This window comes from Nostoc sp. UIC 10607 (genome assembly GCF_047228265.1).
Lineage (GTDB): Bacteria > Cyanobacteriota > Cyanobacteriia > Cyanobacteriales > Nostocaceae > Nostoc > Nostoc foliaceum_A.
In genome coordinates this window covers 1-1,707 of record NZ_JBIQNW010000174.1, presented here as the reverse complement: position 1 = coordinate 1,707, position 1,707 = coordinate 1, and the positions used below count along the sequence as shown (strand labels likewise).

General features: G+C 42.8%; 1 protein-coding gene. It reads right to left on the bottom strand.

All coding sequences use genetic code 11. From position 1 onward, the window contains the following. Positions 1 to 26: 26 nt before the first annotated feature. The gene (locus ACEYW6_RS36150) at positions 27 to 1,400 is read right to left on the bottom strand and encodes an IS110 family transposase (RefSeq protein WP_412983597.1); all 1,374 of its coding nucleotides are present in this window, start codon (positions 1,398 to 1,400) and stop codon (positions 27 to 29) included. Between the last annotated feature and the right edge of the window lie 307 nt (positions 1,401 to 1,707).

Genomic DNA, 1,707 nt, shown 5'->3' with positions numbered 1-1,707 from the left:
CTTTCAAGAAACACTTGATGTAAAGCTTATGTAGAAAGGGTTTGATAAAATGAAGCTTCCTCCTTATCTTGGGATTTGGGGATAAGTTGAAGACCAAAAGCTTGCGCTTTCTTCTGAAGATTTTTGAGGATCAGATCCTGGTATTTTTGCTCGTAGTATTCCATACCAGGATCAGAATATCGTCCAGCAGTCGTCCAAATTTGGTAGAACAAACGAGCCAGCTTGTGTGCAGTAGCAGTTATTGCTTTGGGTGCGCCCAAGCGAGAACGTAAACGGCGATAAAATGCACCCAGAGCAGAACGGCTGTGAGTCAGAGAAAAAGCCGCCATGCGAAAAGCATTCGCAGCACGATTGACAACAGTACGAGTTTGAGAGCTTTTGACCTTACCGCCGGTCACTTTTTGACCAGGACATAAACCCAACCAAGAGGTGAAGTGTTTAACGCTGGGAAAGCGTTTCGGGTTTAATCCCACCTCAGATAAAATGGTCTGAACAGTTAAAGCATCAAGACCATCAATCAGCGTAAAATCTACTCCTGCTATCCGATAAAGATATTTATGCAAATCAAAATCGGGGTGATTGGCAGTCGGTTTTTTTCTGCGTTTTCTTCCTGTTGTCGGCGGTTCATCTAAAGTTTTAGGTTCAAAAGATGCTAAACATTTTTCAATTTCAGTGTCAACAGCAATAATCTGTTGTTGGTAAACCTCATACAGTGTTAATTCTTGCTGGAGGACAAATAAATGTTCACGACGGTAATCACCAGTTAAAGATGCAGCAATATCTGCTGTGCTGCTTTTGATATGTGGGTCTTTGAGGGATGCTAAAACTTGTGGGTGTTGTTCACCGGCAACGATTGCTTTTATAATCTTCATTCCGGTCAAACCAGTTACATCGCTGATGACTTTGTGGAGATGTAAATTCATCTGGATGAGTGCCTTTTGCATCCGTTGTATATGAGCACTAGCACTCTTGATTAAGGTGTCTCGCTGACGGATATAACTGCGTAGCACACAAACTTGGTCTTCTGGGCGAAAAGAACCAGACAGTAGTCCATATGTATGTAGCTTTTGTAACCACTGGCAATCTAACACATCTGTTTTGCGCCCAGGGACTGTTTTTACGTGATGAGCATTGACTAATTTGACCTCAAAACCCTTGGCTTCTAATATCTGAAACACTGGAATCCAATAAACTCCTGTGGCTTCCATTGCCACGGTATTTATTTGGCATTCCATTAACCAATCGGCCATTGCAATTAAATCGGGGGTAAAACACCCAAATCGGCGAACATTTTTATCTGCCCTATCAGTGGGGACACAAACCCAATGTTCTCCACTACCAAGGTCTATTCCGGCTGCGTTCTGGTTAATTTCTTCTAAAGTGGATGATACTTTTTCCACAGGGACAGGCTGGTTATTCCCTTGAAGGAGTGGCAATTTCATGGCTGCAACTCTCATATGGTTATTATAGATATGTCCTGACCTGGGGATGTACTCATAGATAATCTTTCAAACGGGATAGGAAACGCAAGTCCTTCACCAATGTCATCGCCATAAAGCCCCAGAACCATGCTCCTAATCAGGCTCAACGCACTATTGTGGGTTCGGTTTTAACTGTCAGGATAATTATTAATATACCCGTTCACTAGTCGCCTCAAAATAGTTTCTTTTATTCATAGCGGGTGGCAGTGCCGCCTGTGCAGTTGCT